We start from the raw sequence: 26136 nt of genomic DNA, 5'->3' as shown, positions 1-26136 counted from the left end.
CATGCGCGTCCTGGTGCTGTTCGCCCATCCGGTCGAGACCAGCTTCCATGCCGCGCTGCACCTGGCCATGGTCGGCGCGCTGCGCCGGGCCGGGCACGAGGTCGACGATTGCGACCTCTACGCCGAGGGCTTCGACCCGGTGCTGAGCCGGGAGGAGCGGCTGCGCTACCACGACCTCGCGACCAACCGCCAGGCGGTGGAGGCGGATGTCGACCGCCTGCTGCGGGCCGAGGCGCTGGTGATCATGGCGCCGGTGTGGAATTTCGGCTTCCCGGCGATCCTGAAGGGCTTCTTCGACCGGGTGATGCTGCCCGGCGTGTCGTTCCGCATGGTGGACGGCCGGGCGCGGCCGAACCTGCAGCACATCCGGTCGCTGACCGCCGTGGTCTCCTATGGCGGCACGCGCTGGGCCAGCGCCCTGATGGGCGACCCGCCGCGCAAGCTGGTGCGGCGCTGGCTGCGCGGCATGATCCGCCCCTGGTCGCCGGTGCGCTACCTCGCACTCTACGGCATGAACCGGGCCACCGAAGCCGACCGCGACGCCTTCCTGGCCAAGGTGGTCCAGGCGGCCGACCGCCTGTGAGGCGCACGTCTGACAGGTTATCGCAAACAAACCGAGGTGCCGCCGTGCTGGACAGGCTGAGAGACCAGTTCGAGGAGGCGTCGCTGAAATACAGCGAGGCCAACGGCCTGACCCGCGATCCCGACTGGTTCGTGCTCAAGCTGCATGAGGAGCTCGGCGAGCTGACCCAGGTCTGGAACAGGCTGACCGGGCGGGGACGCACGCATGGCCGGTCGGAAGCGGAGCTGCGGGAAGCCCTGACGGACGAGACGGCGGATCTGCTGGGCCATGTCCTGCTGTTCGCACGCCACAACCGGCTGGACCTGGCCGCGGCCATCGAGCGGAAATGGCGCTTCCGGCCCGGCTAGACCTCGACCTCGACCAGCGCCGTCTCGGCCTGCGAACAGCAGGCCAGGATCCAGCCCTCGGCAATCTCGTCATCGGCGATGCCGCCCATATGCTCCATCCGGACCTGGCCGGACAGCTTGCGCACCAGGCAGGTGCCGCACAGGCCCTGGCGGCAGGCGGTGGGGATGCGCAGGCCGCAGCCCTCCGCCGCCTCCAGGATGGTCTGGCCCGGCAGCAGCGGCGCCTTGCGGCCGGAGCGGGTGAACGACACCTGCATGCCCTCGCCCGCGGCGTCGGACGGCGCGGTGATCGGCGACGCCACCGGCACCGGCGCCGGGGTGGCGCCGAAGCTTTCCTCATGCCAGCGCGCGGCGGGCACGCCGAGGTCGCCGGCCAGCCGCCGGGCCGCGTCCATGAAGCGGTCCGGGCCGCAGCAGAACACCGCGCGGTCGCCGAGGTCGGGGCACAGCACCGACAGCAGCGCCGGGTCCAGCCGGCCGCTGCTCCAGCCCTCGCCCTCCGGCGCGCCGGTGACGACGAAGCGCAGCCGCAGCCCGGCCGCGGCGCCGGCCATGTAGCCGAGCTCGGACCGGAACAGCAGGTCCTCCGGCCGCCGGGCGAAATGGACATAGGTGACGTCGGTCTGCGGCGCGGTGTCGAACAGCCAGCGGGCCATCGACATCATCGGCGTGGCGCCGCTGCCGGCCGACAGGAACAGGTAGCGGTCGGCGGGATGGTCGACCAGCGAGAACCGCCCGGTGGGGCCATGCGCGGTCAGCCGGTCGCCGAGCTTGAGATGATCGAACAGCCAGCGCGTGGCGACGCTGCCCGGCTGGACCTTGGCGGTGATCTTGGCGTGGTGCGGCCGCGACGGGGTCGAGGCCAAAGTGTAGGTGCGCAGCACCGGCTCCGGCCCCACCGGCAGCTCCAGCGTCACGAACTGGCCGGGGCGGTAGGCGAACCAGCTGCCGTCCTCGGCCTCGAAGCGGAAGGTGCGGACATCAGGCGCCTCCTCGCGGATGCCGACGCAGCGCAGCCGCGCCGTCTTCGCGTTCCACAGCTTCGGCTGTTCCGTCACCGCACCGGCCACGCCCCGCCCCTCAGGCCACGTCGCGGATCGGGGCGACGGCGGAGCCGCCGCCCAGCCGGCCGGCGAGGGCATCGGCGTACCAGTCGACGAACTGGATCACCGCACCCTCGTGCAGCCGGGAATACGGCCCGGGCGCATAGGCGGGGGACAGGATGCCGCGCTGGTTCTCCTCGACGATCCGGCGGTCCTCGTCATTGGTCGCCACCCACACCTCGGTCAGCGCCTTGAGGTCGTAGTCGACGCCTTCGACCGCATCCTTGTGCACCAGCCATTTGGTGGTGACCTCGGTCTCGGTCGGGCTGATCGGCAGGACGCGGAAGCTCAGCGCGTGGTCGGACAGCAGGTGGTTCCAGCTGTTCGGATAGTGGTACAGCAGCATCGAGCCGAGCGCGCCGCTGGGGAAATCGGCGAGCGGGCGGCGCACCGCGGGCTGGCCGTTCATGGTCATCGACTGGGCGTCGCGCAGGAACGGCACCCGCATCACCCGGTACTGGTGGTCGGGCGAGATCTGGTACCGGCTGGGCAGGCCCATCGCCTCGCAGCGCTGCCAATGCGACAGGATGGTGTCGTCCTCGCCCATCTGGTCGTGGCCGCTGGTCAGGGTCGGCTGGTCGGAGAAGACGCGGCACAGCTCCGGATGGTTGCCGGAGCAGTGGTAGCATTCGCGGTTGTTCTCCATCACCAGTTTCCAGTTGCCCTTCTCGATGATGGTCGAGCTGTGGGCGACCTTGGCCTCGGCCAGCCGGTGCGGCGCCATGTAGGGCTCCACCATGCGGCGGAACACCTCGAAGTCGCGCGGCTCATCCGCCAGCGAGATGAAGATCCAGCCGGCCACCTCGCCGCAGGCCACCGGCCGCAGCCCGAACTGCGCCGGGTCGATCTCGTTCATCATGTCGCGGGCGAAGATCAGCTTGCCCTCGAGGTCGTAGGTCCACTGGTGGTAGGGGCAGACCAGCCGCGGGCGCGAGCCGCGCTCGTCGGTGCACAGGCGCGAGCCGCGGTGGCGGCAGACATTGTGGAAGGCGCGGATGGCGCCGTCGCGTCCGCGCACCAGGATCACCGGGTACTCGCCGATCTGGACGGTGGTGAAGTCGCCCGGCCGCGTCATCTCGCAGGAATGGCCGACGAACAGCCATTCCTTGTAGAAGATGTGCTCCAGGTCCAGCGCGTGATAGGCGGGGCTGGTGTAGAAGTCCCGCTTCAGGCTGAAGCCCGGCGCCCGGGTCATCAGATCCATCAACATGGCCGAACGCGCTTCCATTTCCAGCTCTCTCCTGCGGGCTCCAGGTGGGATCATCATCCGCCCCCGACCATCGCGCGACTCGGGACCCGCACCCGCTCCGCAGCCGACACCGCCTGACGCAACCGCGACACCGGATGGTCGCCCGGCCGGCGCGGCATCTCCTGCTGCCGGCGGGCCGGACTTCGCCATCTCCTGCCGCCGCCCGGCGCGATTGCGCAGCCCCTGCCGGCGCCGCCCGCGCATCATCGGGGATATCGACACCGGAGACGCGCCATGAAGCTGACCGACTTCAAGATCCTGACCTTCGACTGCTACGGCACGCTGATCGACTGGGAGACCGGCATGGTCACGGCGCTGGCGCCGCTGACCGCCCGGGTCGGCCGCCCGCTGACCCGCGACCAGATCCTGGAAGCCCATGCCCGCCACGAATCGGCGCAACAGCGCTGGACCCCGGCACGGCGCTACAGCGAGCTGCTGGCCCTGGTCTACAAGCGCCTGGCCGAGGAATGGGGCGTGGCGGCGAGCTGGGAGGAGGCGCAGGCCTATGGCCGCTCGGTCAAGGACTGGCCGGCCTTCGCCGACACCGCCGGCGCCCTGCAGTATCTGAAGAAGTACTACAAGCTGGCCATCCTCTCGAATGTCGACAATGCCAGCTTCGCCCTCAGCAACGTCCGGCTGCAGGTCGAGTTCGACGCGATCTACACCGCCGAGGACGTCGGCAGCTACAAGCCCGCCGCCCGCAACTTCGACTACATGCAGGAGAAGCTGGACAGCCTGGGCATCGCCAAAAGCGAGGTGCTGCACACGGCGGAGAGCCTGTTCCACGACCATGAGCCGGCGACCGCGGCCGGCTTGGCCACCTGCTGGATCCACCGGCGCCATGCCGAGGGCGGCTTCGGCGCCACGATGCGGCCGGCGACCGAGCCCAAGGTCGATTTCCGCTTCACCAGCATGGCGGAACTGGCAAAAGCTCATCAGGAAGCGCTGCGGGGCTAAGTCCCGCGGCCGATCGGACGAGGACAGGATGGCGCCGAAGCTGGACCGGATCGACATCGCCATCCTGGCCCGGCTGCAGGCCGATGGGCGGATGACCAACGCCGCCTTGGCCGAGGCGGTCGGGCTGTCGCCCAGCCCCTGCCTGCAGCGCGTGCGACGGCTGGAGGCGGCGGGCTACATCGCCGGCTACGGCGCCCGCATCGCCCTGTCGAAGCTGACCGAGACCGTGACCGTGTTCACCGAGGTGACGCTGAGCGACCACCGGCGCGAGGACTTCATCCGCTTCGAGGCCGGGCTGGGCACGGTCGAGGAGCTGCTGGAGTGCCACCTGGTCAGCGGCGGCTACGACTACCTGCTGCGCTTCCTGACCCGCAGCATCGCCCATTACCAGCAGGTGATGGAGGCGCTGCTGGACCGCCGCATCGGCATCGAGAAGTACTTCAGCTACATCGTGATCAAGTCGCCGATCCTGCGCCAGGCGGCGCCGCTGCACCGCCTGCTGCGGTCCGACAGCGAATAGTCACGCGGCGCCGGGCTGGGCCGCGCGATGCGCCGCGAAGGCGCCGACCAGCCAGTCGATGAAGACCCGGACCCGCGGCGACAGCTGCCGGCTGCGGGCATACAGCAGCGACACCGGCACCGGCGGCGGCGGGCAGTGGTCCAACACCAGCACCAGCGTCCCGCGCTGGAGATCCGGTTCGACATGGTAGCGCGGCACCTGGATCATCCCCAGCCCGAGCCGGGCCGCCGCGACATAGCTTTCGGCGCCGTTGACCGAGACGGTGGCGGGCAGGACCAGGCTGCGCACCACGCCGTCGACCGTGAATTCGAACGGCATCAGGGCGTTGGTCGCCGAGGAGCGGAAGCCGACGATGCGGTGGCCGTCCAGCCGGTCGATCGCCTCGGGCCGGCCGAAGCGTTCGATGTAGGACGGCGCGGCGCAGGTGATCTCGTCCAGCATCGCCACCCGCCGCCCGATCATGTCGCTGTCCTGCAGGTCGCCGACCCGCAGCACGCAGTCGATGCCTTCGCGGATGAGATCGACCAGCCGGTCGCCCTCGCTCACGTACAGCGCGATGTCCGGATACTCGGCCAGGAAGGCCGGCAGCCCCGGCAGCACGAAATGGCGCGCCAGCGTGCCGTGGACGTCGACCCGCAGCAGACCCTTCGGCTTGGCCCCGCCGAACGCCGCCTCGGCGTCCTCGAGATCGGAGATCAGCGACAGGCAGCGCCGGTGATAGGCCTCGCCGTCCAGCGTCGGGCTGACATGCCGCGTCGTCCGCTCCAGCAGCCGGACGCCGAGCCGCGCCTCGAGCTGCTTCACCGCGTCGGTCACGGTCGAACGCGGCAGGCCGAGATCCTGCGCCGCGAGGGTGAAGCTGCGCCGCTCCACCACCCGCGTGAACACCCGCATGGCGTCGAACCTGTCCATGGATTGTTTGTCATTTCCGGATTGTGATGCCGAATACTGCTGGATTATCCGGAAACTGAAAAGGTCCATCTTATCTTCATCGAACGCGGACACCCGCAGCCGACGATGAGGAGACGAAAAATGGCCCAGGAAACCAACAAGGTGGCGATCGTGACCGGCGCCTCCCGCGGCATCGGCGCCGCGGTGGCGGAGCGGTTGGCCACGGACGGCTTCACCGTCGTCATCAACTACTCCGGCAACGCCGCCCCGGCCGAGGCGCTGGCGCGCCAGATCGAGGCCAAGGGCGGCCGCGCGCTGACCGCCAAGGCGGATGTCAGCGACGCGGATGCCGTGCGGCGCATGTTCGACGCGGCGGAGACGGCCTTCGGCGGCATCGACGTGCTGGTCAACAACGCCGGCGTCATGGCGCTGACCACCATCGCCGACACCGACGACGCGACCTTCGAGCGCCTCATGAACGTCAACATCCGCGGCACGTTCAACACGCTGCGGCAGGCCGCGACCCGCCTGCGCAACGGCGGCCGGATCATCAACTTCTCGAGCAGCCAGGCCGGCCTGCTGCATCCGACCTACGGCGTCTATGCCGCCACCAAGGCGGCGGTCGAGGCGCTGACCAGCGTCCTGTCCAAGGAACTGCGCGGCCGCGCCATCACCGTCAACGCCGTTGCCCCGGGGCCGACCGCCACCGACCTGTTCCTGAACGGCAAGCCGCAGGAGGTCATCGACCGCCTGGCCAAGGCGGCCCCGCTCGAACGCCTCGGCCAGCCCCAGGACATCGCCTCGACCGTCGCCTTCCTGGCGGGCCCCGACGGCGCCTGGATCAACGGCCAGACCCTGCGCGCCAACGGCGGCATCATCTGACCACCCGCGCCACGTCATCGATGCAAGGATCGCAGCCATGAAGCAGATCATCGTCGTCACCGGCGCGTCGAGCGGCTTCGGCGCGCTCGCCGCCCGCGCCCTGGCCCAGGCCGGGCACACCGTCCACGCCTCGATGCGCGAGACCACCGGGCGCAACGCGCATGAGGTGGCCGAGGTGGCGCGCTACGCCGCCGAGCATGGCGTCGACCTCCGCACCGTCGAGCTCGACGTCGCCTCCAGCGACTCGGTGGATGCCGGCATCGCCAAGATCATCGCCGACAACGGCCGCCTCGACGTGGTGGTCCACAATGCCGGCCACATGTCGTTCGGCCCGGCCGAGGCCTTCAGCCCGGAGCAGTTCGCCGAGCTCTACGACATCAACGTGCTCAGCACCCAGCGGGTCAACCGTGCGGCGCTGCCGCAGCTGCGCAAGCAGGGCAAGGGTCTGGTCGTCTGGGTGTCGTCGAGCAGCGCCCGCGGCGGCACGCCGCCCTACCTGTCGCCCTATTTCGCGGCCAAGGCGGCGATGGACTCGCTCGCGGTCAGCTATGCCGGCGAACTGGCGCGCTGGGGCATCGAGACCTCGATCATCGTACCGGGCGCCTACACCAAGGGCACCAACCACTTCGCCCATTCCGGCAAGCCGGCCGACACGGCGCGGGCGGCGGAATACGACCAGGGGCCCTATGCCGGCCTGCCCGAGCAGGCACTGAAGGGCCTCGCCGCGCTCGAACCGGCCGACGCCGATGCCGCGGCGGTGGCCGAGGAGATCGTGCGGGTGGTGGGCCTGCCCTTCGGCAAGCGCCCGTTCCGCACCCATATCGACCCGTCGGAGGATGGCTGCGAGATCGTCAACGGCGTCGCCGACCGGGTGCGGGCCGAGCTGCTGCGCCGCATCGGCCTTGAGGATCTGCTGTCGCCGCGGATCAACGGCTGAACCAGCGAGGCCATGGGTCGGGGCTGCCGCGGCGGCCCTGACCCATGATCGCGTCTGCCTACCCCGTCGCCAGGCTGCGCAGGTTGCGGTTGGCGACGGCCAGCATCGACAGGTCGACCTGGTCCATCGCCTTGAGCTCGGAGACCAGCTGGTCCACCCGCTCGACCGGGGTGCGGCGCTGGTCGACCCAGGCCTCGACCGCCTCGGTCCCGGCAGCCCCCGCCGGCGCCGCCTGCATCGCCCGCACCGCCAAGTCGGCCTGCAGGGTGTAGAGATCGTCGACGATCGCCCCCACCGCCTGCTTCTGCCAGTGGTTGGTGGCCGGCATCCGGCTGGCGCCGTCGCGCAGCCAGGCCAGGCCCAGCCGGCGCCCGGTCTCGAAGTACACCGAGGCGACCTCGGTCACGCCGCGGCCGGTGTCGTCGGCGATGCGTATGACGTCCAGCCCCGCCGCCCACAGGTTCAGCCGGGCGACGCGGCGGGCCAGGTCCTCCGGCAGCCCGGCTTCGACGAAGGTCTTGGCCCGGGCGTCGATCACCGCCCTGGCATCGTCGAAGATCGCGGCGTCCAGCTCGCGCTCCAGCTCGGCCAGGCCGGGCTTGAGATGCGCGACGTCCTTGCCGACATCGAGGCCGCGGCCCTGCTGGCGCAGGATCCAGGACACGGTGCGTTCGATCAGCCGGCGGGTTGCCAGCATGGCGCGGATCTGGGCCTGGGCCTCGGCCTTGTTGTCGAGCGCCTCGACCGCCGACCATATCTCGCGCAGGCCGAAGCTGTCGCGCACGATCAGATAGGCTCGCGCGATCTCGGCCACGCCCAGGCCGGTCCTGTCCGCCATCTCCGACACGAAGGTAGCGCCGACCCGATTCACCATGCTGTTGGTGACATGGGTCGCCACGATCTCGCGGCGCAGCCGGTGGTGTTCGATCGCATCCTTGAACCGCTCGCGCAGCGGCGTCGGGAAGTACAGGAACAGGTCGTCGACCAGGGCCGGATCGTCCGGCAGGTCGCTGGCCAGCAGCGCGTCGTAGATGGTGATCTTGGCATAGGCCAGCAGCACCGCCTGCTCCGGCCGGGTCAGGCCCTCGCGGTTGGCCAGGCGCTGGGTCATCTCCTCGTCGGTCGGCAGCATCTCGATCAGGCGGTCGAGCTTGCCCACCTTCTCCAGCCCGCGCATGAAGCGGCCCTGCTGGTCCAGCACCTCGACCCCCTCGCCGACCGCGAGCGACAGCGCCTGGCTCTGCAGGTAGTTGTCGCGCAGGACGAGGTGGCCGACCTCCTCGGTCATGCTGCCCAGCAGCTGGTTGCGCTGCTTCAGGGTCAGGTCGCCGGCCTGGACCACGGCGCCGAACAGGACCTTGATGTTGACCTCGTGGTCCGAGGTGTCGACGCCGGCCGAGTTGTCGATGAAGTCGGTGTTCAGCCGGCCGCCGGCGCCGCCGGCCCCGACGCGGGCGTATTCGATACGGCCGAACTGGGTGACGCCGAGATTGGCGCCCTCGCCGATCACCTTGGCGCGGACGTCGCGGCCGTTGATGCGCAGCGGGTCGTTGGCCTTGTCGCCGACATCGGCCTGGCTCTCGCGGCCGCCCTTCACATAGGTGCCGATGCCGCCGAACCACAGCAGGTCGACCTCGGCCCGCAGCATCGTCTGCATCAGCTCGTTCGGGGTCACCGTCTCGCGGTCCAGGCCGAAGCGGGCGCGGACCTCGGGCGACAGCTTGATCGACTTGGCGCGGCGGTCATACACCGCACCGCCGGGCGACAGCAGCGCCGAATCGTACTGGTCCCAGGATCCGCGGCCGAGGTCGAACAGCCGCTTGCGCTCGGCGAAGCTGACCGCCGCATCCGGGTCCGGGTCGACGAAGATGTGCAGGTGGTTGAAGGCACCGAACAGGCGGGTGTGCTCGGACAGGATCATGCCGTTGCCGAACACGTCGCCCGACATGTCGCCGACGCCGACGCAGGTGAAGTCCTGGGTCTGGATATCGCGGCCAAGCTCGCGGAAGTGCCGCTTCACCGATTCCCAGGCACCGCGGGCGGTGATGCCCATCTTCTTGTGGTCGTAGCCGACCGAGCCGCCGGAGGCGAAGGCGTCGTCGAGCCAGAAGCCGTAATCCTGGCTGACCCCGTTGGCGATGTCGGAGAAGGTGGCCGTGCCCTTGTCGGCGGCGACGACGAGATAGGGATCGTCCTCGTCATGCCGGACGACGCGGTCGGGATGCTGGGTCTCGCCACCGGTGATGGTGTCGGTGATGTCGAGCAGCCCGCGCATCAGGATCTTGTAGCATTCGATGCCTTCGGCCTGGAACGCCTCGCGCCCGCCCTGGGTCGGCGGCCGCTTCAGCACGAAGCCGCCCTTCGAGCCGACCGGCACGATGACGGTGTTCTTCACCATCTGCGCCTTCATCAGCCCCAGGATCTCGGTGCGGAAATCCTCGCGCCGGTCGGACCAGCGGATGCCGCCGCGGGCGACCTTGCCGCCGCGCAGGTGCACGCCTTCCATCCGGGGGCTGTAGACGAAGATCTCGCGCCACGGCCGCGGCAGCGGCATCTCCTCGACCGAGAGGCTGTCGAGCTTGAGCGACAGGTAGGATTTCGGCCGGCCCTGGTCGTCGGCCTGGAAGAAGTTGGTGCGCAGCGTCGACCGCACCAGGTTCAGGTAGCGGCGGAGGATGCGGTCCTCGTCGAGATTGGTCACCGCGTCCAGCATGTGGTCGATCTCGACCAGCATGCCGCGGATCGCCACCTCGCGGTCGCCGGTCAGGTCCGGGTCGAAGCGGGCGGTGAACATGCGGACGATCGCGCGGGTGATGTCCGGATGCGCGACCAGCGTGTCCTCGATCGTCTCCTGGCTGAAGGCGAAGCGGGCCTGGCGCAGGAACTTGGCATAGGCGCGCAGCAGGGTGATCGAGCGCCAGTCGAGGCCGGCGGCGAGCACCAGCCGGTTCAGTCGGTCATCCTCCATGTCGCCGGTCCAGATCCGCTCGAAGGCGGTCTGGAACACGGCCTTCAGCCGGTTCAGCTCGATCGCGTCGCCGCTGCGGCTGCGCACCTCGAAATCATGGATCCAGACCGCGGGCAGACCCTGGATCGCGACTTCGGTCGGGATCTCGGAGATCACCTTGAAGCCGATATGCTCCAGCATCGGCAGCACGTCGGACAGCGGCACCGGGGCGCCGCGGTGGTACAGCTTGAAGCGCAGCTCGTTCGGCGCCGCCTCGATCGGGCGGAACAAGTGCAGCCCGATCTCGCCGGCCTCGTCGATCTCCTCGATCCGCTCGATGTCGACGATCGCCGCCGCCGGCGCCGTCTCCTCGCGGTAGCCCGCGGGGAAGGCGTCGGCGTAGCGGCGCAGCAGGTTCAGCCCCTGCTCCTCGCCCTTCTTCTCGACCAGGGCCGATTGCAGCAGGTCGGCCCAGCTGCGGCCGGCCTCGACCAGCCGCTCCTCGATCACATCGACCGGTTCGTCCGTGCCGACGCCGGGTTCGGTCCTGATGGTGAAGTGGACGCGGGCGTGCGCCCCTTCGGTCATCTGGGTGGTGAAGGCCGTGACCGGCCCGCCATAGGCCTTCTCCAGGATCTTCTGGATGCGCTGGCGCAGGTCGGTGTTGTAGCGGTCGCGCGGCACGTAGACGAGGCAGGAGACGAAGCGGCCGAACGGGTCGCGGCGCATGAACAGCGCGGTGCGCTGCCGTTCCTGCAAGTGCAGCACGCCCATGCCGGTGTCGAGCAGCTGCTCGTCCGAGATCTGGAACAGCTCGTCGCGCGGATAGGTGTCGAAGATGTGCCCCAGCGCCTTGCCGTCATGGCTGCGCGGGTCCAGCCCGGCGCGCGCCAGGGTGCGGCTGACCTTGGACCGGAGATAGGGGATGTCGCGGGCGCTGCGGCTGTAGGCGAGGGAGGTGAACAGACCGACGAACATGTGGTCGCCCGCGACCTCGCCGGCCTCGTCGAAGATCTTGACGGTGAAGACGTCGAGATGCACCGGGCGGTGCACGGTCGCCTTCAGGCTGGCCTTGGTGACGGTCAGCGGCACCGTGCTGCGTAGCATGGCCTGCGCCTCTTCCGACATCCGGTCGTAGCGGCGCGCGCCGTCGAACACCGAGACGTCGGCCTGGCGCAGGATGCCGAGGCCGCTGTCCGGCACGATCGCGATCTCGAGCCCCTTGTCGCTGTGGATAAAGTCGTAGCGGCGGTAGCCCAGGAAGGTGAAGTGGTCGTCCTCGAGCCATTCCAGGAAGGCGACGATCTCGCGCACCTCGCCCGGGTCGACCGGCAGCGCCTTGCCGTCGAGCTCGTCGAGCACGGTGCGGATCTGCTTGCGCATCGCCGCCCAGTCCTCGACCGAGGCGCGGACATCGGTCAGCACGCTGCGCAGGGTGGCGGCGATGCGGTCGAGCGCTGCCTGGTCGGTGCGCTCGTCGACCTGGATGTGCATGAAGCTTTCGGCAGCCGTGCCTTCGGGGGCCGTCGCCGGATCCTGGGCGTCGGTCAGCCGGCCCTGGGCGTCGCGGGTGACCGCGATGATCGGATGGGCGACCAGATGCACGGTGAGGCCGAGCTCGGACAGCGCCGCGGTCACCGAATCGACCAGGAACGGCATGTCGTCGTTGATGACCTCGACCACGGTGTGCGGGCTGCGCCAGCCATAGTCGTCATAGACCGGATTGAAGATCCGGATCTTGACCTCGCCCTTGCGCCTCTCGCCGCCGAACTGCAGCAGGCCGAGGGCGACGCTGTACAGCGTGTCGGCCCCCTCGCGCAGCACGTCGTGCGGCGGCATGTTGCGGAAATAGAGGCGGATGAACCGCTCGGCCATTCCTCCCTTCGCCGGATCGAGCCGCTGCTTGGCGAGAGCGACGACACCATCGACGATTTCGGCCTTATGCTGATCGGCCTTTGACATCCTGCAGACTCCAGAGAGCGTGCGGCCCAACGTCAGGGCCGCATCAGGCCCCATGGGCATACAAGCAACCCGTGTAAAAGAAAACCGCGCAACGATGACGGTGCGCCGGCGGGCGCCCGGGCCATGGCGAAAGAATTTCGCGCCGCAGGACATCTCGCACCGGAAATCGCCGTATTCCGGTTCGAATGATCCAAATGCCTGTTTCCGGGCCTTTGGTTTGATCGCCGGCTGGACGTCCGACCCGCTTCGCCTGTATTGGAAGAAAAAGATTCTGGCCGCCAAAACAAGAAAGAGAGCGCGTGTTGTCGATCCATCATCGTCGCCCCTCGCCGACCCTCTTCATCGCGCTTGCCGCGGCGACCCTCCTTGGCGCCTGCCAGACGACGCAGCAATCGGTGCAGATCCCCCCCTACGACTTCCCCAAGGTGTCGACCGAGTGGCATGACGACATCAACGTCGTCTACACCGGCACCCTCCAGGTCGGCCGTCCCTGCAGCGTGCTGCGCCGCGACGACGGCACCGAGGTCGCGATCCAGGGCAAGCCGTTCCCGGTCCGCATCGGCGACCGCGTCACCATCTCCGGCCCGACCGCGCGCTGGTCGCTGTGCCAGACGCTGGAAACGATCCGCGCCGACAAGGTCGACGTCATGTCCGGCGCCTATGTGCCGTCGTCATCCGTCACCGTCTACTGACCGCCGCTCCGGTTCCGCTGCACCGCAAAACGCCGTAGCCGCCGCCCCGTCTTTGGGGCAGGCTGCGGCGAATCATGCCTGGGCGCCACGACGCACGGGCGACCGGAACAGGGGAACAGCATCATGCGCCTGGGCATCGCCGCCGCCATCGCCTTCGCCTTGACCGCCACGTCGGCCACCGCCGCGGAGCCGGTGAAACTGCGCCTGGCCATGAGCGGCTGGACCGGCTTCGCGCCGATCACGCTGGCCAAGCAGCTGGGCTTCTTCGAGAAGCACGGCATCGACCTCGACATCGTCAAGATGCCGACCTCGAACCGGCACCAGGCCATGGCCTCGGGCGACGTGCAGGTGATCACCACCACCGTCGACACCCATCTGCTCTATGCCAGCTCCGGCGTGCCGGTGGTGCAGGTGCTGGCGCTCGACACATCCTCCGGCGGCGACGGCATCGCCGCGCGCAAGGACATCGCCGACATCGAGGCGCTGAAGGGCAAGAGCATCGCGGTGCAGTTCGGCGGCGATTCGCAGTTCTGGCTGGCCTATCTGCTGAAGCAGCACGGCATGAGCTTCAAGGATGTCAGCCTGACCGACCTGCAGCCGCCCGACGCGGCCGCAGCCTTCATCGCCGGCCAGTTCGACGTCGCCGTGACCTATGAGCCGTACCTGTCGAACATCCGCAAGGATCCGAACGGCAAGATCCTAGTCACCTCGGCCGACACGCCCGGCGTGATCATCGACACCCTGGCGTTCCAGCCGGACTACGTCGCCGCCCATCCCGACGTGGTCAAGGCCGTGGTCGACAGCTGGTTCGAGGCGCTGGACTACATCAAGGCCAACCCGGCCGAGGCCAACAAGATCATGGGCGCCGACGTCGACCAGACGGCGGAGCAGTTCGCCGATTCGGCCCAGTACGTGACCTGGTACGACCGCGCGGCCAACAAGGCCTACCTGACCGGCACCATGCCGAGCTTCATCAACCAGGCGGCGGACATCATGCTCGAGGCCGGGCTGCTGCGGCGCAAGCCGGAGGACCTGACCGCGCTGTACACCGCGAAATTCGTCGAGTAGCCGTGCCCACACCGCTCGCCCCCGTCGGCGCCGCCCGACGCCTCGCCCTCGGCATCCTGTGCTTCGTCCTGTTCGTGGCACTGTGGGGCGCGGCGACCTGGAGCGGGCTGGTCAAGCCGTTGTTCCTGGCCAGCCCGGACACCACCTTCACCGAAGGCGTCGAGCTGTTCATGCGGTTCGGCTTCGCCTGGGACATCGCCGTCACCATGTTCCGCGTCTTCGGCGGCTTCCTGCTGGCGGCGCTGCTGGCGGTGCCGCTCGGCATCCTTATGGGCACCTTCAAGGGCATCGAGGCGTTCTTCGAGCCCTTCGTGTCCTTCTGCCGCTACCTGCCGGCCTCGGCCTTCATCCCGCTCCTGATCCTGTGGGCCGGGGTGGGCGAAACCCAGAAGCTGCTGGTGATCTTCATCGGCTCGGTGTTCCAGCTGGTGATCATGGTCGCGGTGATCACCGGGTCGATCCGGACCGAGTTGGTGGAGGCGGCGCGGACGCTGGGCGCCCGGACCCGCGGCGTGGTGGTGCGGGTGATGATCCCGAACGCGGCGCCGCAGATCTTCGAGTCGCTGCGCCTCGTGCTGGGCTGGGCCTGGACCTATGTCATCGTCGCCGAGCTGATCGGATCCTCCGCCGGCATCGGCCACATGATCATCGACGCCCAGCGCTTCCTCGACACCGGGCAGATGATCTTCGGCATCTTCACCATCGGCACCATCGGCCTGATCACCGACCAGCTGTTCAAGCGGCTGAACCGCGCCCTGTTCCCCTGGAGCCTCGGCCGATGACACTGGTCCGTGTCGAAGGCGTCAGCCGGCAGTATCCCGGAATCCATGGCGGCGCGCCGACCCAGGCGCTGAGCCCGGTCGACCTCGGTATCGCCGAGAACGACTTCATCACCCTGCTGGGCCCGTCCGGCTGCGGCAAGTCCACCCTGCTGCGCATCGTCGCCGGGCTGGACCGGCCGAGCACCGGGCGGGTGCTGGTCGGCGGCAGGCCGGTGACCGAGCCGGGGCCCGACCGCGGCGTGGTGTTCCAGGCCTACACCCTGTTCCCGTGGCTGAGCGTCGCGCAGAACATCGCCTTCGGCCTGCGCGAGAAGGGCGTGCCGCAGAGGCAGCAGGCCGAAATCGTCGCCGAATACGTCGCCAAGGTCGGCCTGCGCGGCTTCGAGAACCACTATCCGAAGATGCTGTCGGGCGGCATGCAGCAGCGCACCGCGATCGCCCGGGCGCTGGCCAACGATCCCAAGATTCTGCTGCTGGACGAGCCCTTCGGCGCGCTGGACACCCAGACCCGGGCGCTGATGCAGGAGCTGCTGCTGTCGATCTGGGAGGCGGAGCGCAAGACCGTGCTGTTCGTCACCCACGACATCGACGAGGCGGTGTTCCTGGCCAACCGGGTGATCGTGATGAGCGCCCGGCCCGGCCGGATCATCGAGGACCGGCCGATCGCCCTGCCGCATCCGCGCCACTACACGGTGAAGACCACGCCGGAGTTCCAGGAGCACCGCGCCGCCCTGACCGAGGCGGTGCGCCAGCAGGCGATGATCGCCGCCGGGATGGCGGGATAAAGCGACGAACGCCACAAAAAGGGCATTTTGTTTCGAGAAACTACCCTTGTTCTGCATCTTTCTTAGAGTATCTGGAAATAATATTCCGACCCTCGGATCCTGATCCGCGGACGGTCGGGTGGAGCGGTCCGGGCCGACCGGCTCGGCATCCCATCATCGAGAGTTGCGGGCCTTCGTCGTTGCGCGGCGGCCGGTGCCTTGGGGCACATCGTCCTGCGGTCCGGTGATTCCCGGCGACTGGCCGGGACCAGCGCATCGGCAGGTGCCGCCGTCCATCGGCGATCCCGCCGACATGCGGAATCCGGGACGGCGCGTCTCCAGCGAACATCGGAGACAGCGCATGGCCATACAATTGGAAATCAGGGACGGCACACCGGACTGGTGGATGAGTCCCGACATCTGGGTCGTCCCAGGCAACGACCCGACCGGACAGCCGGGGGCGCCGATTGCGGGGCAGCCGGCCTATGTCTGGGCCCATGTCGAGAACCACGGATCGAGTGTCGCCGACGGCACCCGCATCGATTTCTGGTGGGCCGATCCCAGCACCCAGATCCTGCGCAGCACCGCCCATTTCATCGGGTCGGCCAATGCGGACCTGCAGCCCGGCGCGGCACAGGACGTGCTGTGCCTGGTGCCCTGGGCGGTGACCATGGTGAATGGCGGGCATGAGTGTCTGATCGCCGTCGCCAATCATTCCGGCAGCTCGATCCCGGTCCCGCCGCCGGATGATTTCAACCCGCCGGCCTATCCGGAGGCCGCGCAGCGCAACCTCAGCGTCGTCGTGGCGCAGACCGGCATTCCCGCCCGGATGCTGACCATCGCGGCCGGCCTCCGCACCGACAAGCGGGTTCTGGTCACGGCCAAGGTCGGGGGCGAACTGGACGAGGCGCAACTGCGCCGGCTGGACCTGGCCGGCCTGAAGCCGTCCAAGGCCGCCAAGGTCGAGGTCGGCATGGGGCAGGAGCCGATGTGCACGCCGGAAAAGGGCGGCCTGGGCAAGCGGGAACTGGAGTTGCACATTCCCAGGGGCACCAAGGCCGCCATCCATGTCGCCATCAGGGCGCCGGACCTGGCGAAGGGCGAATACGCCCTGGTCCGGATCGCCGAGCAGGACGGGGAGGACCGGACGCTCGGTGGGTACACCTTCATCGTTCTGTCCGACCGGAAAGGAGGCCGCAAATGACCGCCACGCCGATGCAGGTGCTGACGCGCCCCTTCGCCGTCGAGCCCGTGACCAATATCATGCTGCCGGACGGCATCTTCGATAACGCTATCTATTCGCTGCTGATCTCGTGCCACTACACCAACAATTCCTCCAGCGACCTGGTCAATGTCCGCCTCTATCTCGAGAGCATTGGCGACCCGGGCATCGTTCCGGCGGCCAACACCCTGGTCTTCTCCAGGATCCCGGCCGGGGCATCGGTGCTGGTGTCCTGGCGGGCGAATTTCGAGAACGCCACGCCGGGCAAGCACCTGGTCAGCTTCATCGCGCGCGCCGACGGCTTCGAGTCCCGCCGCTCGATCCAGCAGATCTTCGTCTCGCAGACCCGGTTCGACTCGACGACCAATTCCTACACTTGCACCGTGGGCGAGGGATCGCTGGTGGTGTCGAACCTGGCCGCCCTCGGGCCGGCCGCGGATTGGTGGAAGTGCAATCCGAAAGACCCGAAATGCGGGCCGGATTTCGGCCCCTGGGTGCCGACCGGGGCGACGATGGTCTGGCAACCCAACCCCGCCTATGACGGGGTCCATGGCGAGCTGCCTTTCGCCGATCCTTGGTGGAAGATCCTCGCCCTCATCGTGCTGGTGGTCGCGGCGATCGTGGCGATCGTCGCCGTGGCCCTCGGTTCCGGGAACGCGAATTTCAGCGCCGGCGGCACCTTCGAGGAGACGGACCCGAGCGTCAGCTGCTGCACCCCGAAGGGCGCCGCTTCCGGCCCGCCCGAATACACGGTGGCGGGCGTGGCTTCGGCCATCGCCTCGGGCGCCCTCGTCGTCGCCTGCTCCGACGCCGCGGATCCCTTCTATCGCGGGCAGGCGGCCACGCCGCCGGGGGCCGGCGAGAAGACCCTGGGTGAAAAGGTGGTGGCGAAATGGAGCCTGCCCGACGCCCCCAACGCCGGCCGCGCCTATCCGGCCGATGTCGAATGGACCTATCAGCGCTTCACCACCGGCCAGACCTACAGCCATTCGGTGTCGGAGACGCAGACCAACATCCATGTCGGCGGCGACGTCGAGATCGAAACCCCCGGCACGGTGCATGCCTTCAAGCCATTGTGGGTGAAGGCGAAGTTTCAGAACGGCGGAGGCGGCTACTTCACCGGGACGGAGCTCTACGCGTTCGCCCTGTTCCAGGCGCCGCAAGGGCTGTTCTTCGTCGTGCCGCTAACGGATGACGGGCTCGGCTTCGACGACGCCGCCAATGACGGCGTCTATGCCGGCAGCCTGGACCTGGAGCGGGCCTACAAGCTGCTGCTGTCCCAGCACCAGGATGTCTACGGCGTCTGGCGGATCTTTGTCTTCGCCCAGGACGTCAACCTGACGAAGCCGGGAACGCCCCCTGAAATCGCGGCCCAGCACATCGGCGGCTTCTTCGTCGCCAGCGCGATCGAGATCACCTTCGATCCCTCCCTGCCATGTCCGCTGAAAGCGCAGAGCACGATCACCGTGGTCTGATCGACCGGGCTTCGGAGCCGGCTGAAGGTGGCCGCGATGTTTCCGTGCCGCCGGACGCCGGCTCCGGGCATACTCCGCGTCGGGGACAGACGAGGGGGCAGCCCGGATGCTCTACGCCATTCTTTGCTACAATTCGCAGGACGCCATCGGCGCCTGGACCAAGGAAGAGGATGACGCGGTCATGGCCCGGCTGGACGTCGTCCACCGCCGGCTGGCCGAGCAGGGCCGGCTGGGGCCCGCCGCGCGGCTGATGCCGACCACCGCCGCGACCACGCTGGTGAAGGGCCATGAGCCGCCGCTGGTGATCGACGGGCCCTATGTCGAGACCAAGGAGCAGATGCTCGGCTTCTACATCGTCGACTGCCCGTCGATCGAGGAAGCGGTCGCACTGGCCCAGGACCTGGAGCGGGCGAATCCCGGCATCGGCGGCTACGAGATCCGCCCGGTCAAGCTGTTCCTGCCCGGAAGCGGCATGGCCTGATGCCCGGCCCCGGCCGAAGCTGGCGTCCCTTCCGGGCCGTGGCGGGCTGGACGCTGCGGGACGGCCGGTCCGACCTGGTCGCAGGCCTGACGCTGGCGGCCATCACCATCCCCGAGCAGATGGCCACCGCCCGGCTGGGCGGCTTCGCGCCGGAAATCGGCTTCTTCGCCTTCGTCGCCGCGGCGCTAGCCTTCGCGGTGTTCGGCGCCCATCGCCTGCTGTCGGTCGGCGCGGATTCCACCATCACCCCGATCTTCGCCGGCGGCCTGGCCCTGCTGGCGGCGGCGGGATCGCCGCACTACGCGGCCCTGGCCGCCGCTTTGGCCCTGATGGTCGGCCTGATCGTCTGCTGCGGCGGCGTGTTCCGCCTGGGCTGGATCGCCGACCTGCTGTCGGTGCCGGTCACGACAGGCTTCCTGGCCGGGATCGCGGTGCACATCGCCGTCTCGCAGCTGCCGGGGCTGCTGGGCCTGCCGGCGCAGGACGGCAGCACGCCGCAGCGCATCGCCGAGACCGTGGCGCAGCTGGGGCAGGTCAATCCCTGGAGCGCGGCGCTGGGGATCGGCGTCTTCCTGGCGGTGTTCGGCGCCGAGCGGATCAGCCCGCGCATTCCGGGCGCGCTGATCGGCCTGGTGGCGGCGACGGCCGCGGTGGTCGCCTTCGGCCTCGAGAATCGCGGCGTCGCGGTCCTCGGCCCCCTTCCCGGCGGCCTGCCGCAGCCGGCGCTGCCGGCGGTGGATTTCGACGAGCTGCGCCGCCTGGTGTCCCTGGCGCTGATCGTCGCGCTGGTCGTCATGGTGCAGACGGCCGCCACCAGCCGCTCCTTTCCGCCCCAATCCGGCGCGCCGCCGGCGCTGAACCGCGATTTCATCGGCGTCGGCGCCGGCAGCATCCTGTCCGGCCTGTTCGGGGCCTTTCCGGTGAACGCCAGCCCGCCGCGCACCGCCACCGTGGCCGAGACCGGCGGCCGGTCGCAGGTCGCCGGCCTGGTCGCCGCCGCCATCGTGCTGGCCCTGGCGCTGCTCGGCGGCGGGCTGCTGTCGCATGTCCCGCATGCGGCCCTGGCCGGGGTCCTGGTGTTCGTGGCCCAGCGGGTCGTCCGGGTCCCGACCTTCGTCGCCGTCTACCACCAGGCGCCGGGCGAGTTCGCCCTGATTCTGGCCACCGCGGTCGCCATCGTGGTGCTGCCGATCCAGGCCGGAGTCGCCGTCGGCATCGGCCTGTCGCTGCTGCACGGCATCTGGGCGATCACCCGCGCCCAGCCGATCGAGTTCGAGAAGGTGCCGCAGACGTCGATCTGGTGGCCGCCCGCCGCCGGCTCCCATGGCGAGACGCTGCCCGGGGTCGCCGTCATCGCCTTCCAGGCCCCGCTGAGCTTCCTCAACGCCGGGACGTTCGAGGCCGGCATCGGCCGCCTGATCGACGCCAGGCGGGACGCGCTGCGCCTGGTGATCCTGGAGGCCAGCAGCATCATCGAGATCGACTATTCCGCGGCCCGCAGCCTGGCCGGGGTGATCGCGCAGTGCCGCGTCGCGGACATCACCTTCGCCATCGCCCGGCTCGAATCGGTCCGCGCGCAGCAGGCCCTGTCCCGCTTCGGCATCCTGGCGCAGATCGGCCCGGACCATGTGTTCCATAGCGTCGACGAAGCGGTGAGGGCGCTGGCCGGCCCGCCCCCCGATCCGGCACCCGGTGCAGGGCACGCATCAGCGAGTCCCTGAGGCCGCGCAAAGCCGCCGTTTCCCTGGGCCCGCCGCCCCGGGCTTGACTCTGCAGCGCTGCAGTGGATTCATACAAGAACAAATATAGAACATCTGTGAGCGCCATGTCCGCCCTCGCCGCCCTGCGCGAGCGCCTGAACCGCTATGGATCCGCCGTCGAGGATCCCGGAATCCTGCCGCTCGACCTGCCGCCGATCGATGCCCGCCTGCCGCGCGGCGGGCTGGCGCTCGGCCGGCTGCACCGGGTCGCCGCGGCCGGCGGGGGCGGGGCCGCCGCAGGGGCGACCGCGACCGGCTTCGCTGCCCGGCTGCTGGCCCGGCTGCAGCGACGCGGGCCGGTGCTGTGGTGCACGACGAGCGACGACCTCTATCCGCCGGCGCTGGCCGCGCTGGGCCTGGCGCCCGACCGGCTGATCCTGGTGCGGCCGCGCGACGAGAAGGGCGTGCTGGCGGTGGTGGAGGAGGCGCTGCGCACCCCCGGCTTCGGCGCCGTGCTGGCCGAGGCGGTGCGGGCCGACCTGCTGGCCGAGCGGCGGCTGCAGCTGGCCTGCGAGACCCGGGGCACCACCGCCCTGCTGCTGCAGCGCGAGCTGCTGGCGCCCCGCCTCGGCCGTACCGCCGCCAGCGCCGCGGTGACGCGCTGGGCGGTGGCCCCGGCGCCCAGCGGCGGCACCGCCACCTGGGTCGGGCCGGTGCGGTGGGAGCTGGCGCTGACCCATTGCCGCGGCGGCGCGCCCGGCCGCTGGATCGTGGAGACAAAGGATGGGACGGATCGTCTCGCTGTGGTTGCCGAACTGGCCGATCACGCGGCTGAAGCTGACCACGCCGGAGAACGCCTGGCCGGCTGAGCCGGTCGCGGTCGTCGAGACCATCGGACAGCGGCGCCAGGTCGTCGCCGTCGACGACCGCGGCTGGGCCGCCGGCATCCGGCCGCAGCAGAAGGCGACCGACGCCCGCGCCGTGCTGCCCACCCTGGCCCTGATCCCGGCGGACCACGCCGCCGACGCCCGCGCCCTGGCCCGTCTGGCCCGCTGGGCCGGCCGCTACAGCCCCGCCGTGGCGCCCTGCCCGCCCGACGGGCTGTGGATCGACATCACCGGCTGTGCCCATCTGTGGGGCGGCGAGGAAGGCTTGGTCGACGACCTGGCCGGACGGCTGCGGCGGCGCGGCCTGCCCGGCCGCATCGCCGTCGCCGGCAGCTTCGGCGCCGCCTGGGCCCTGGCGCATCACGGCCGCGCCGAACGGCCGATCCACATCCTGCCCGACGGCGAGGAACGGGCCGCCCTGTCCCCCCTGCCCGTCGCGGCGCTGCGGCTGGACGAGGATGCGGTGCAGGCGCTGCGCCGGATCGGCCTGACCAAGGTCGGCGACCTGCTGGCGGCGCCGCGCCCCGGCCTGGCCCGCCGCTTCGGCGCCCGGCCGCTGCTGCGGCTGGACCAGGCGCTGGGCCGGGCGGAGGAGACGGTCGGCTTCCGCCGGCCGCCGACGCCCTGGTTCGCCCGCTTGGCCTTCCCCGAGCCGGTCGGCACGCCGGAGGACCTGCAGCGCGCCATCGCGGTGGTGACGGCGGAGCTCTGCGCCCGGCTGGAGGCCCGGATGATGGGCGCCGCCCAGTTCGCCGCCGACTTCCACCGGGTCGACGGGCGGCGCCAGACCGCCGCCATCCGCACCGCTTTGCCGGTCCGCGACGCGGCGCGGGTCGCGCGCCTGCTGGCCGAGCGGCTGGACCGGGTCGACCCCGGCTTCGGGGTCGAGGTGGTGACCCTGCGGGCCGACCGGGTGGCGCCGCTGGACGGGCGCCAGACCGGGCTGAGCAAGCTGGAGGACGAAGGGGCCGCGATCGGCGACCTCGCCGGCTTCGTCGACATCGTCGGCAACCGCATCGGCTTCGACCGGATCTGGCGGCCGGCCGCGGTGGAGAGCCATCTGCCCGAACGCTGCGTCGCCGCCGCGCCGCCGCTGGCCCCGGCCGAGGTCACGGCCTGGCCCGAGGGCTGGGTGCGCCCGCTGCGCCTGCTGCGCCGGCCGGAGCCGATCGAGGCGATCGCCCAGGTGCCGGACGACCCGCCCAGCACCTTCCGCTGGGCCGGGGCGACCCACAAGGTGCGCCGCGCAGACGGGCCGGAGCGGATCGCCTATGAGTGGTGGCGCCGGACAAAGCCGGAGGACCGGAGCGAGCCAGAGATGATCCGCGACTACTACCGGGTCGAGGACGAGGCCGGCCGCCGTTTCTGGGTTTACCGCGCCGGGCTGTACCGCACCGGCGAGAGCGCGCGCTGGTTCCTGCACGGGGTGTTCGACTGATGGTCGATTATGCCGAGTTGCAGGTCACCACCAACTTCTCCTTCCTGCGCGGCGGGTCGCACCCGGCGGAGCTGGTGGAGACGGCGATCCATCTCGGCCTGTCCGCCATCGCCGTCACCGATCGCAACAGCCTGGCCGGGGTCGTGCGCGGCCATGTCGCCGCCAATCGCGACGCGGACCGGCAGAAAGCCCGCCGCATCCCCTACATCGTCGGCTGCCGGCTGGACTTCACCGATGCGCCGAGCCTGCTGTGCTATCCGACCGATCTCAAGGCCTATGGCCGGCTGTGCCGGCTACTGACCATCGGCAAGCGCCGGGCGAAGAAGGGCCAGTGCGACCTGGCCTTCGCCGACCTGCTGCCGTTCAGCGACGGCCAGATCCTGGTGGCGCTGCCGCCCGATACGCTTGACGACGGCTTCGCCGGCCATCTCGACCGGCTGCGGTCGGATATGGGGAAACGGGTCTATCTGGCGGCCAGCCATCGCTATCGCGGCGATGACGCCCGGCGGCTGGAAGACCTCCGCGACCTCGCCTTCCGCACGCGGGCGCCCCTCGTCGCCACCAACGACGTGCTGTACCACCTGCCGGAGCGGCGGCGGCTGCAGGATGTCGTCACCTGCATCCGCGAGCACTGCACGATCGACGAGGCCGGCTGGCGGCTGGAGGCCAATGCCGAGCGGCACCTGAAGACGCCGGACGAGATGGCCCGGCTGTTCCGCGACCATCCCCAGGCGCTGGAGCGGACGGTCGAGATCGCCGAACGCTGCCGCTTCGACCTGGATGAGCTGTCCGCCAAGTACCAGTACCCCGAGGAGATCACCCCCGACGGCGAGCCGGCGCAGGCCCGGCTGGAGCGCATGACCTGGGAGGGGGCGACAACCCGCTATCCCCAGGGTGTGCCGGCCGATCTGCGTAGCCAGATCGAGAAGGAGCTGGCGCTGATCGGCGGGCGCGAATACGCGCCCTTCTTCCTGACCGTGGCCGACATCGTCGCCTTCGCCAAGAGCCAGCACATCCTGAACCAGGGCCGCGGCTCGGCCGCCAACAGCGCCGTCTGCTTCTGCCTGGGCATCACCTCGGTCAACCCGGTCGAGGTCAACCTGCTGTTCGAACGCTTCATCAGCGAGGCGCGCCACGAGCCACCCGACATCGACGTCGATTTCGAACATGAGCGGCGCGAGGAGGTGATCCAGCACATCTACCAGAAGTTCGGCCGGCACCGCACCGGGCTGACCGCGACCGTGATCTGCTACCGAACCCGCGCCGCGGTGCGCGACGTCGGCAAGGCGATGGGCCTGTCAGAGGACATGATCGGCGCCCTGTCGGGATCGGTCTGGGGCTGGAGCATGACCGGATTGGACGAGGACCAGGTGCGCGAGGCCGGGCTGGACCCGGCCGACCCGCGGCTGCGCCTGGCCCTGACGCTGAGCTGCGAGCTGATGGGATTCCCGCGGCATTTGAGCCAGCACACCGGCGGCTTTGTCTTCGCCCGCGACCGGCTGGACGAGCTGGTGCCGATCGAGAATGCGGCGATGGACGATCGCACCGTCATCTGCTGGGACAAGGACGACATCGAGGCGCTGGGCATGCTGAAGGTCGACGTGCTGGCGCTGGGCATGCTGACCGCGCTCAAGCGCTGTTTCGACCTGATGGAAACGCATTACCCCGATAATTTCCGGGAACGGCCGAAGCTGGGCCGGAGGCCGACCGACAAAGCGGTCTTCGACATGCTGAGCCGGGCCGATTCGATCGGCGTGTTCCAGGTCGAATCCCGGGCCCAGCAGTCGATGCTGCCGCGGCTGAAGCCGCAGACCTATTACGACCTGGTGATCGAGGTTGCGATCGTCCGGCCGGGACCGATCCAGGGCGACATGGTGCATCCCTATCTGCGCCGCCGCGACGGCATCGAGCCGGTGAGCTACCCGAAGGACGAACTCAAGGAGGTCTTGGAGAAGACCCTGGGCGTGCCGCTGTTCCAGGAGCAGGGCATGAAGCTGGCCATTGTCGCCGCCAAGTTCAGCCCGGCCGAGGCCGACAACCTGCGGCGGGCGATGGCGACATTCAAGAATGTCGGCACCATCCACCAATACGAGACCCGCTTCGTCGAGGGCATGGTCGCCAACGGCTATGAGCGCGACTTCGCCGAGCGCTGTTTCAGCCAGATCAAAGGCTTCGGCAGCTACGGCTTCCCCGAGGCGCATGCCGCCTCCTTCGCCCTGCTGGTCTATGAGAGCGCCTGGGTGAAGCACTATCACCCCGAGGTGTTCTGCTGCGCCCTGATCAACTCCCAGCCGATGGGCTTCTACGCCCCGGCGCAGCTGGTGCGCGACGCCCGCGAGCATGGCGTCGAGGTTCGCCCGGTCGACGTCAACCGCAGCGACTGGGACTGCACGCTGGAGCCGACCGGGGGCCGCGACCACGCCCTTCGGCTGGGCCTGCGCCTGGTGAAGGGACTGAGCCAGGACGAGGGCGGCGAGATCGTGCGGCACCGCGAGGCCGGATACGCTTCGCCGGCCGATCTCGTCCGCCGCGCCGGCGTCTCGGCCCGCGCCCTGAACCGGCTGGCCGAGGCCGCCGCCTTCGGCTCGATGGGGCTGGACCGGCAGCAAGGGCTGTGGGCGGTGGCCGGCATCGCGGGCGAGGCCCTGCCGCTGTTCGCCGCCCGGCCGGCCCAGCTGGCGCTGTTCGAGGAGCCGCAGGCGGCGCTGCCGCCCCTGCCACCCGGGCTGGAGGTGCTGGAGGACTACGCCACCACCGGCCTGTCCCTGACCCGCCACCCGCTGGCCCTGCTGCGCCCGGCGCTGGCGCCGCTGGGCATCGTCCCCATCCGGACGCTGCGTGATGATGCGACCCGGGACAGCGCCCGCATCCGCCTCGCCGGCATCGTGCTGTTCCGGCAGCGGCCGCAGACCGCCAAGGGCACCATCTTCGTCACCATCGAGGATGAGAGCGGCGCCGCCAACCTGGTGGTCTGGGCCGACGTGTCGGAGAAGTACCGCCGCGCCGTCTATGCCGGGCGCCTGCTGGCCTGCGAGGGCCGGGTGCAGAAGGTGGGCGAGGGCGAGCACATGGTGATCCATGTCGTGGTCGAGCGTTTCGTCGACTGGAGCGACCAGTTGCCCGTCCTGGCCAAGGGCACCGATCAGGTGGTGCTCGACCCCGCCCATCAGGGCCGCCCGCGCGCCGAGGCCGGGCGCGGCCATCGGGTGACCCTGCGCAGCCGCGATTTCAAATAGGCCGGCCGGAAGC

Annotated in this window: 21 protein-coding genes; 17 read left to right on the top strand and 4 right to left on the bottom strand. The window is 69.8% G+C overall.

Features of this window, described 5'->3' with window-relative positions; genetic code table 11:
* Position 1 precedes the first annotated feature (1 nt).
* Both AB4112_RS00600 and AB4112_RS00595 read left to right on the top strand, forming a co-directional pair.
* Positions 2–583: an NAD(P)H-dependent oxidoreductase gene (locus AB4112_RS00600; protein ID WP_309797534.1), complete on the top strand. Its 582-nt coding sequence runs from the start codon at positions 2–4 to the stop codon at positions 581–583.
* Between the two features lie 44 nt (positions 584–627).
* A complete protein-coding gene (locus AB4112_RS00595) occupies positions 628–930 on the top strand; it encodes a hypothetical protein (RefSeq protein ID WP_309797535.1) in 303 nt (100 codons plus the stop codon).
* Here the strand turns inward: AB4112_RS00595 and AB4112_RS00590 are convergent.
* Both AB4112_RS00590 and AB4112_RS00585 read right to left on the bottom strand, forming a co-directional pair.
* The gene (locus AB4112_RS00590; protein WP_309797538.1) at positions 927–2000 is read right to left on the bottom strand and encodes a hybrid-cluster NAD(P)-dependent oxidoreductase; all 1074 of its coding nucleotides are present in this window, start codon (positions 1998–2000) and stop codon (positions 927–929) included. The genes AB4112_RS00595 and AB4112_RS00590 overlap by 4 nt on opposite strands.
* 10 nt (positions 2001–2010) lie before the next feature.
* Positions 2011–3261 carry an aromatic ring-hydroxylating oxygenase subunit alpha gene (locus tag AB4112_RS00585; RefSeq protein WP_309797541.1) on the bottom strand — a complete coding sequence of 417 codons (1251 nt, stop codon included), beginning with the start codon at positions 3259–3261 and terminating at the stop codon, positions 2011–2013.
* A 255-nt stretch (positions 3262–3516) separates the two neighbouring features.
* Between AB4112_RS00585 and AB4112_RS00580 the strand changes: the two genes are divergently transcribed.
* Positions 3517–4239 carry a haloacid dehalogenase type II gene (locus AB4112_RS00580; protein ID WP_309797543.1) on the top strand — a complete coding sequence of 241 codons (723 nt, stop codon included), beginning with the start codon at positions 3517–3519 and terminating at the stop codon, positions 4237–4239.
* Positions 4240–4267: 28 nt separating this feature from the next.
* Positions 4268–4759, top strand: a complete 492-nt coding sequence (locus tag AB4112_RS00575) for an Lrp/AsnC family transcriptional regulator (protein ID WP_309797544.1) — start codon at positions 4268–4270, stop codon at positions 4757–4759.
* Here AB4112_RS00575 and AB4112_RS00570 read toward each other — a convergent pair whose 3' ends face one another.
* Positions 4760–5671, bottom strand: a complete 912-nt coding sequence (locus tag AB4112_RS00570; RefSeq protein ID WP_309797546.1) for a LysR family transcriptional regulator — start codon at positions 5669–5671, stop codon at positions 4760–4762.
* Between the two features lie 120 nt (positions 5672–5791).
* Here AB4112_RS00570 and AB4112_RS00565 point away from each other — a divergent pair, with 120 nt between their 5' ends.
* Positions 5792–6532 carry an SDR family oxidoreductase gene (locus tag AB4112_RS00565; RefSeq protein ID WP_309797547.1) on the top strand — a complete coding sequence of 247 codons (741 nt, stop codon included), beginning with the start codon at positions 5792–5794 and terminating at the stop codon, positions 6530–6532.
* 37 nt (positions 6533–6569) lie between these two features.
* Positions 6570–7469, top strand: coding sequence for an SDR family oxidoreductase (locus AB4112_RS00560; RefSeq protein WP_441716554.1), 900 nt, complete (start codon positions 6570–6572; stop codon positions 7467–7469).
* A gap of 58 nt (positions 7470–7527) precedes the next feature.
* On the opposite strand, the gene AB4112_RS00555 is transcribed toward AB4112_RS00560, so the two are convergent.
* Positions 7528–12291: an NAD-glutamate dehydrogenase gene (locus AB4112_RS00555; RefSeq protein ID WP_441716552.1), complete on the bottom strand. Its 4764-nt coding sequence runs from the start codon at positions 12289–12291 to the stop codon at positions 7528–7530.
* Positions 12292–12680: 389 nt separating this feature from the next.
* On the opposite strand from AB4112_RS00555, the gene AB4112_RS00550 reads away from it, so the two are divergent.
* The 11 genes from AB4112_RS00550 to AB4112_RS00500 all read left to right on the top strand — a co-directional run bounded on the left by AB4112_RS00550 (position 12681) and on the right by AB4112_RS00500 (position 26123).
* Positions 12681–13070 carry a DUF5818 domain-containing protein gene (locus AB4112_RS00550; protein WP_309797553.1) on the top strand — a complete coding sequence of 130 codons (390 nt, stop codon included), beginning with the start codon at positions 12681–12683 and terminating at the stop codon, positions 13068–13070.
* Positions 13071–13193: 123 nt separating this feature from the next.
* Complete coding sequence (locus AB4112_RS00545; protein WP_309797555.1) at positions 13194–14138, top strand: ABC transporter substrate-binding protein; 945 nt, start codon at positions 13194–13196, stop codon at positions 14136–14138.
* A gap of 2 nt (positions 14139–14140) precedes the next feature.
* On the top strand, positions 14141–14920 hold the full coding sequence (locus AB4112_RS00540) for an ABC transporter permease (protein WP_309797556.1): 780 nt from the start codon (positions 14141–14143) through the stop codon (positions 14918–14920).
* The gene (locus tag AB4112_RS00535; protein ID WP_441716550.1) at positions 14917–15705 is read left to right on the top strand and encodes an ABC transporter ATP-binding protein; all 789 of its coding nucleotides are present in this window, start codon (positions 14917–14919) and stop codon (positions 15703–15705) included. The genes AB4112_RS00540 and AB4112_RS00535 overlap by 4 nt, the downstream gene beginning before the upstream one ends.
* A gap of 340 nt (positions 15706–16045) precedes the next feature.
* Positions 16046–16888: a hypothetical protein gene (locus AB4112_RS00530; protein WP_309797558.1), complete on the top strand. Its 843-nt coding sequence runs from the start codon at positions 16046–16048 to the stop codon at positions 16886–16888.
* Entirely contained in the window at positions 16885–18381 is a 1497-nt protein-coding gene (locus tag AB4112_RS00525) for a choice-of-anchor X domain-containing protein (RefSeq protein ID WP_309797559.1), read from the top strand. The genes AB4112_RS00530 and AB4112_RS00525 overlap by 4 nt, the downstream gene beginning before the upstream one ends.
* Positions 18382–18487: 106 nt before the next feature.
* On the top strand, positions 18488–18862 hold the full coding sequence (locus tag AB4112_RS00520) for a YciI family protein (RefSeq protein ID WP_309797561.1): 375 nt from the start codon (positions 18488–18490) through the stop codon (positions 18860–18862).
* Positions 18862–20583, top strand: coding sequence for a SulP family inorganic anion transporter (locus AB4112_RS00515; protein ID WP_309797563.1), 1722 nt, complete (start codon positions 18862–18864; stop codon positions 20581–20583). The genes AB4112_RS00520 and AB4112_RS00515 overlap by 1 nt, the downstream gene beginning before the upstream one ends.
* A 104-nt stretch (positions 20584–20687) precedes the next feature.
* Positions 20688–21431, top strand: coding sequence for an ImuA family protein (locus AB4112_RS00510; protein ID WP_441716546.1), 744 nt, complete (start codon positions 20688–20690; stop codon positions 21429–21431).
* Entirely contained in the window at positions 21346–22887 is a 1542-nt protein-coding gene (locus tag AB4112_RS00505) for a Y-family DNA polymerase (protein WP_309797568.1), read from the top strand. Before AB4112_RS00510 ends, AB4112_RS00505 begins: the two co-directional genes overlap by 86 nt.
* Positions 22887–26123 (top strand): error-prone DNA polymerase, encoded by a 3237-nt coding sequence (locus tag AB4112_RS00500; protein WP_441716544.1) that lies wholly within the window; start codon positions 22887–22889, stop codon positions 26121–26123. The genes AB4112_RS00505 and AB4112_RS00500 overlap by 1 nt, the downstream gene beginning before the upstream one ends.
* The last annotated feature ends 13 nt before the right edge of the window (positions 26124–26136 follow it).

Source organism: Inquilinus sp. 2KB_23, assembly GCF_052115705.1.
Lineage (GTDB): Bacteria > Pseudomonadota > Alphaproteobacteria > DSM-16000 > Inquilinaceae > Inquilinus > Inquilinus ginsengisoli_A.
This window is presented reverse-complemented; position numbering and strand designations above follow the sequence as displayed.